The 6,467-nt window shown below is 63.5% G+C and carries 7 protein-coding genes; 3 read left to right on the top strand and 4 right to left on the bottom strand.

What is annotated here, in order from left to right:
* The 4 genes from VJ307_10750 to VJ307_10735 all read right to left on the bottom strand — a co-directional run.
* The coding region (locus VJ307_10750) for a TlpA disulfide reductase family protein (protein HJX74614.1) at window positions 1-404 on the bottom strand (404 nt) is incomplete at its 3' end.
* Window positions 405-423: 19 nt separating this feature from the next.
* On the bottom strand, window positions 424-1,131 hold the full coding sequence (locus VJ307_10745; protein ID HJX74613.1) for a cytochrome c biogenesis protein CcdA: 708 nt from the start codon (window positions 1,129-1,131) through the stop codon (window positions 424-426).
* Between the two features lie 14 nt (window positions 1,132-1,145).
* Entirely contained in the window at window positions 1,146-1,931 is a 786-nt protein-coding gene (locus tag VJ307_10740; protein HJX74612.1) for a DsbC family protein, read from the bottom strand.
* Window positions 1,932-2,014: 83 nt separating this feature from the next.
* Entirely contained in the window at window positions 2,015-2,818 is an 804-nt protein-coding gene (locus VJ307_10735; protein ID HJX74611.1) for a DsbC family protein, read from the bottom strand.
* A 399-nt stretch (window positions 2,819-3,217) separates the two neighbouring features.
* On the opposite strand from VJ307_10735, the gene VJ307_10730 reads away from it, so the two are divergent.
* The 3 genes from VJ307_10730 to VJ307_10720 are packed head-to-tail and all read left to right on the top strand — an operon-like array spanning window position 3,218 to window position 6,202.
* Complete coding sequence (locus tag VJ307_10730; protein ID HJX74610.1) at window positions 3,218-4,528, top strand: hypothetical protein; 1,311 nt, start codon at window positions 3,218-3,220, stop codon at window positions 4,526-4,528.
* A gap of 2 nt (window positions 4,529-4,530) precedes the next feature.
* Complete coding sequence (locus VJ307_10725) at window positions 4,531-4,998, top strand: hypothetical protein (protein HJX74609.1); 468 nt, start codon at window positions 4,531-4,533, stop codon at window positions 4,996-4,998.
* Window positions 4,999-5,050: 52 nt separating this feature from the next.
* On the top strand, window positions 5,051-6,202 hold the full coding sequence (locus VJ307_10720) for a CxxxxCH/CxxCH domain-containing protein (protein ID HJX74608.1): 1,152 nt from the start codon (window positions 5,051-5,053) through the stop codon (window positions 6,200-6,202).
* The last annotated feature ends 265 nt before the right edge of the window (window positions 6,203-6,467 follow it).

Below are 6,467 nucleotides of genomic sequence, written 5' to 3'. Positions count from 1 at the left end.
ACGCTGCCGCTCCTGTCCAGCAGGACCGGGAAGGCGACCTTCTTTCTCTCGATGAAGGCCCGCACCTTCTCCCGGCTCTCCATGTAGTCCAGCGCGAGGATCGCAAGCGTATCCCTGGTCGGGGGCCCCGAGTGCATCCTGTTGATGGCCGGGACCGACTCGTTGCAGTGGGGGCACCAGGTGGCCCAGAAGATGAGGAGCACCGGCTTCTTTCCGATGAACCGACTCAGGGACACCTGGCCGCCGCCAGCCTCCGGCAGGGTGAAGTCCACCCACTCCGGCTTGCCGGACGAGGCGGCGAAAGCCGGCAAACCTCCCCGGGCCGCCGTTCGCAGCGCCCCCAGCCCCGCATCGGCCAGCAGCAATAGGGTCAACGCCGCCGCGATTTTCCCGTTCGTCCTCATTCCGTATCCCGCCCGGTGATCATACGAGCAGTTTCCCTGCTTCCACCAGGAAGTATCCCCCCACGAGGATCAGGAAGAACCCGGACCCCTTCTTTATGATTTCCGTCCACCTCCCCGGTTTCGGCAGGTTGGCCAGCAGGCCCGTGAACGTCCCGATGACAAGCAGAAGGGAGCCCATCCCGAGGGCGAAGACAAACAGGAGGGACGCCCCGAACAGGACGTTCTGCCTCGCCCCCACGTAGACGAGGAGGGCGCCCAGGACCGGCGCGGTGCAGGGTCCCACGACGAGCCCGGACGCCATCCCGACGGCAAAGGCGCCGAGCATCCCGCTGCGCCTCTTCCCGGGCGAAGCGCCCGAAAGGAAGGCGGGGAGCGGCACGTGGAAGACGTCGAGCAGGGAGAGCGCCATCAGGAGGCAGACGGCCCCGACGACGATGTTGGTCCACGGGCTTGCGGTCGTCTGGCCGAAGACCCGGCCGGTGAGCGCCGCGGCGCTGCCGAGCGCGGCGTACATGGCCGCCATCCCCAGGAGGTAGGACAGGCTCAAAAAAAAGCCCTTCGTTTTCGATCCCGGGCTTCTCCCCCCGATATATCCGACCGTGATGGGGAGGACGGGGTAGACGCATGGGGTAAAACTGATGAGCACTCCCCCGACGAAGACGGCCGCATAGGCCAGGGCGGACCCTGTCTTCAGATACGCCTCGAGGAAATGCAGCAGGTTCTGCAAGGAGCTGTCGTGCGCTACTTCTCCGGCCGGAGAAGCTCGAGCAGCGCGTCGGCCTGCAGGTAGCCGCTGATCAGCCTCCCGTCGGGAAGGATCATCGCCGGCGTCCCCTGGATCCCCAGCTTCCGGGCCAGCGTCGCGGTCTCCTCCACCGCGTTCGTCTTGCAGTCCCCGGGGGGAAGCTCCTTCCCGGCGAAGGCGTCCTCCAGGAGTTTCGCGGCCTCCTTCTTCCCGCAGACGATGGAGAGAGCCTTGCGGATGGACGCAGGGTTGTTGTTGCGCGAATATACGCGGACGAAGAAGGCCACCCCGGGATCGCGCGCCACGACCTTTTTGATCTCGCCGTGGAGCTTATTGCACCAGGGACAGTCCGGGTCGTCGAAGACGATGACCTTGTGCTTCGCCTCGGGGTTCCCGATGACGACCGCGTCCCCGAGCGGGATCGCGGAGACGTCGATGCGGTTCAGGTCGATGTAGCGCAAGCCGGTGAGATTCTCCATGTCGCTCATCCGGATGACCTGGCCGTTGAAGAGGTATTTTCCCGAGTAGTCCAGGTAGAGGGGGTACGTTTTCCCCCCCTTCTCCACGTCGACCTCCCACGTTCCCGGGAACGGCCCCGGCACGACGCCGACGACGTTGTCCACGAATTTGCCGAGCGCCTTTCCCGCCTCCGCCGGGCTCATGGTGTGGCACTCGGTGCACTCCTTGGCGGGGCCGGCGTCTTTCTGGTAGGCCGGGGCCGGAGGAACCGCGGTGAAAAGCAGGATCGCTCCGGCGGCGAGGGGTACGCACAGCCGTTTCATGGGGTCTCCTTTGGGCCGCAGGCGGGCACCCCGGATTATATCAGGTTCCCCGGACTCCCGCCCTCTTGGGGGCCATGACCTGCCTATTTCCTCTGCGCTTCCGCCGCGTTTTCCTTAAGCAGCTTGAGGATGGTGTCCGCATCCCGGTATCCGTTGACGATTCGCCCGTCGGGAAGGATCATCGTCGGCGTTCCCCGGATCTGCAGTCGGGCGGCAAGACGCGCCGTCTCCTCCACGGCGGCGGTGGCGCACTTCGGCGGGGGAAGCTTCCTTCCGGCAAAAGCGTCATCCAGGAGCTTGGGGGCGTTCTTCTTTCCGCAGAGGACGGAGAACGCCTTCTGCACCGTCCGCGGGTTGTTGTTCCGGGAATAGAGCTTCACGAAGAAGGCGACGTCGGGGTTTTCGGCCACCACCTTCTTCGCCTCCTCATGGAGCTTCGCGCAGAAATGGCAGTCCGGGTCGGAAAATTCGATGATCTTCCGCTTCGCCTCCGGATTCCCGATCACGATGGCGTTTCCGAGCGGGATGGTGGAGACGTCCACCGTGTTCAGCCTCATGAGCCGGCTTTCCGTGATGTTTTCCCTCGTGGCGAGCTTGATGATCTGGCCGCTGACGAGATATTGTTTCGAGAAGTCGATGTAGACGGGACCCCGCTTTCCGCCCTTCTCGATGTCGACGACCCAAAGCCCCCCGACGACGCTTTCCTCGACCGTCAGGACGTTGTCGACCGCCCCTTCCAGCATCTTCCCCGCTTCCTCGCGCGTCAGTCGGTGGCAATCCCTGCACTCCCCGCTGGCGCAACCCTCCTTCATGAAGGCGTGCGAAGAGGAGGAGAGGGCCAGGAAAAAAAAGGCGGCGGCGATCGTCAGGCCGTTGCGATAGTTCATATCGTCTCCCGATTTTTTTTATTTGTATGTTCGTCCAGCGATGGTATACTTGCCCCGTTTTATCGGCGCGAAAACACGGCAGCCCGTACGAAACAGGGGTTTTCTGTGCCAGCCATCCGGCGCGGAGAATAGCAATACCTGTACGGTAATATGTCTGCGAATTTTGAGATTTCCGGCCACCATCATATTCGCAAAACATTGTTTTTCTTATCGCTTTTCCCATGTCCGTCGTAGCGCATCCGTTGCGTGATAACCGTTCTCGAATATAAAGCAGGAAGAGAAGCAAGGCAACAGCGGATTCTCCCTGGCGCCGGGGGACGGCGAGCGTCTTCGGGGGGTCGTTTCCCCGGGATATCCGGCGATAACCGGTTCGTAACGACTGTACGACGGGGGAAAGCGATGCGAGATCTTCGACACGGGGTGAGCCCGCGCCTGGGGATGGGCCTTTGTTGCGCGGTCCTTCTCCTTCTCCTGCCAGTCCTTCTTCCCGATCCTTGCCGGGCCGCAGACATCACTCTTTCCTCCCGGACCTATCTTCTCTCCTACCAGAGGGAGATCCCGGGAGGGGGTGACCGGAATTTCGCTCCCCTGTACGAGTACCTCTCGGGGGACGCGAGCAATCTGGGGGGGAAGCCTCTTTCCTTCCATTTCTACGGGTGGGGCCGTCTTGATCTGAGAGACGACACGGATGACGACGGCCTCGGGGGCGATATCGCCAGCGCCTACGTCCAGTACCTTCACCCGACGGGGAACGCGGAGATGCGCCTCGGCCGCTTCTTCTTCACGGAAGGAACCGCGGCCGAGATCCTGGACGGGATATTCCTGAAGACGAGGACCCCGGTGGGGTTCGGCCTCTCCGTCTTCGGCGGGATTCCCGTCGAAAGGACGATCAGTTCCACGGAGACGGGGGACTCGATCTACGGAGGGCGTCTCTTCTTCGCCCGGGCGGGGTTCGCCGAGATCGGGGTCACCTACCTCAAGGAGAAAGGGGACTTCCGGGGGGACGACCGGAAGACGGTCGGAGGAGATTTCTGGGTGAAGCCGTTCACCCCGGTGGAGCTCACGGGACGAGTCGCCTACAACTCCTCCACGAGCGCTCTTGCCTCGCAACGGTATGTCCTGCGCGTGACGCCCTACCCCCGCCTCGACCTGGCGGTGGGGTACGAAGGGTATCGATACAAGGACCTCTTCCAGACGGCGCTGCATTCCGCTTTTCTATCCCCGGCGATCGACAACACCGACGAGGTGCAGGTCCTCTTTGCCATCGTCGACCTCAAGGTCGCCGAGGGGCTGACGGTGGAACTGGGAGGGAAGAACATCCGCCATGACCGGAGCGACCCGGGAGACGCCACCCGGTTCGAGGCGGGACTGCGCTACGCCTACAACGACCTGAAAGACGTGGCCGGCCTGTCGGCGGCCGTCGTATCCGCGGACCGGGACGAGAACGAATATCAGGAGTACCGGGCCTTCGCGACGTACACCCCCGCGGGATGGCGTTTCTCCCTGGACGGCCTGACCCAGCGGTACAAGGGACAGATCGTCGGGATCAAGGATGCCTACCAGGTCGTGGGATCCGCCGGGTATCAGGTGCTTCCGTATCTGAAGGTGTCCGGGGACGTGACGTACACCCGCAGCCCGAGGTTCACGGAGGATTACGTCGGGCTGATCAAGGCCTCGCTGGATCTGGGCACCACCACGGGAGGGAAGTGACGATGCGCCGAAACGCGTTCGCGATCGTTGCAGGGGCGGTCGCCCTTGCCATGCTCATGGGTTGCTCGATGGTTTCCCCGACGGCATCCGTTCCCCCGAAGCACCCGGAGGAACTGGCCGCGCGTCGGGTCGACTGCCGGGAGTGCCACGAGAACGTCTCCACGGGGGCGCTCAAGCCGTATGAGACCTTCCGCCATTCGATCGTGTTCATCCGGGAGCACTCGATGTATGCCTCGCAGGGGCAGAACCTCTGCGCGTCATGCCACGTCCCGTCGTTCTGCCAGACGTGCCACGTCCGGAACGAGGAACGGAAGCCGAACACGAAGATGGGGGACCGGCCGGACCGGGTTCTCCCGCACCGGGGGGATTACATCGTGCTGCACCAGATCGACGGGCGGCTCGACCCCGGCTCGTGCTTCCGGTGCCACGGAAACAAGAACGATACGAAATGCCGCGCCTGTCACCGGTGAAGAGGGGATCCGGCAGCGATAGATGAATATGCAAAGACGGAGGAGAGCGGGAATGCCGAAAGCCAATGAGCCTCGTGCCCTGTGGCCGATCCTATTGATCGTTTTCGTCGCCCTCGCCGCGGGCGGCTGCTCCACGAGCACCACGACCTCGGGACTCTCCCTGGTCAACGAGCAGGGGAACCATCCCGCGGGATGGATCGCCTCCCATCCCCGCTTCGCCCTTCCGGACGGGAGCATCTGCGTCTCCTGCCATGGTTCCGTGACGAATGCCTCGCAATCGGGCGGGATCTCCGGGGTTTCCTGCTTCCTTTCCTCCCGCAGCGGACAGGGATGCCACGCGGGCGGACCGACGTTCCTCGGGATCCACGCGGTCCCCTTCCCTACGCCCGAACATTTTCAGGCGACGGACAACACCTTTGCCGCGGTATGCGCCAACTGCCACGGGATCGATCCGCCGTCTCCCCTGGCTACAGCGCCTGCCTGCCGGACTTGCCACGTCGCCGGCTCTCCCCTCACGTTCCTCGTTTGTAGTTCCTGCCACACCGAACCTCCGAGCGGGACCTCCTATCCAAACGTCGAGGGAGGACACGCGACCCACAACGCCTTGGCGGGGGTGACGGGAGTTTGCGACAGTTGCCACAACGGACTCGGGTCGGGAACCGCAGGGCATTATGATCGGGCGAACGCCCGTCCCGGCAAGGACGCCCTTCGGGTGCCCCCCGGGGAAGTTGTCTTCCAATTCTTCTTCAACGCCAAGTCAGGAACCCCCTCTTTCGACAACGTGGCGCTGACCTGCACGAACGTGAGCTGCCACGGCGGACAGCAGACCCCGACCTGGCAGACGGGCTCGATCAACGTGAATGCGGACTGCACCCTTTGCCACGCCTCCGGGACAGGTCAGTTCAACGGGTACTTCTCAGGTTTTCATGAATTTCATGTGTTTTTCTTTCCGTTCCTGCTCCCTGACGTCATTCCTACCTGCGTCGTGTGCCACGACACGACGAAGCTGGCGGATCCGGCGGTCGGGGCGCACTTCGACAACCTCGTAACGACGAGCATCGACACGCAGGCATCCGTGACGATCGGAGGTGGGTCCACTCTTGTGCAGACCTACGTCCCCGGGGCAACGGCAGGAACCGGGTCCTGCATGCCCACCAACACCAGCACCGATATCCCAGCCTGCCACGCAACGCGGGCTTGGTAACGTGATCCCGTCGTCCACCGCTCCTGCGGCGGGCACCCCATCCGGGTGCTTCAACAACACCCTGTGCCACGGCACCTGACGAGGGAAGGAGAGCGTTTCTCCGGCGACCAAGTTCGAATCGATGGGTCCTTTCCACGGGCGTCCCGATCCGGGACGCCCGTTTTCTTGTGACTTCTCCGGTCCGGAATGCGGGCGCTCCGCAGGGTGACGGCGCGTCCATGAAGGCTCCTTCCGGAACGAATCCCGGTCCGCGGCTTCCGGTCCA

The sequence above is a fragment of the Candidatus Deferrimicrobiaceae bacterium genome (assembly GCA_035256765.1).
Classification (GTDB): Bacteria; Desulfobacterota; Deferrimicrobia; order Deferrimicrobiales; family Deferrimicrobiaceae; genus CSP1-8.
The sequence above is the reverse complement of the archived record's forward strand: the minus strand, read 5'-3'. Positions and strand labels throughout refer to the sequence as shown.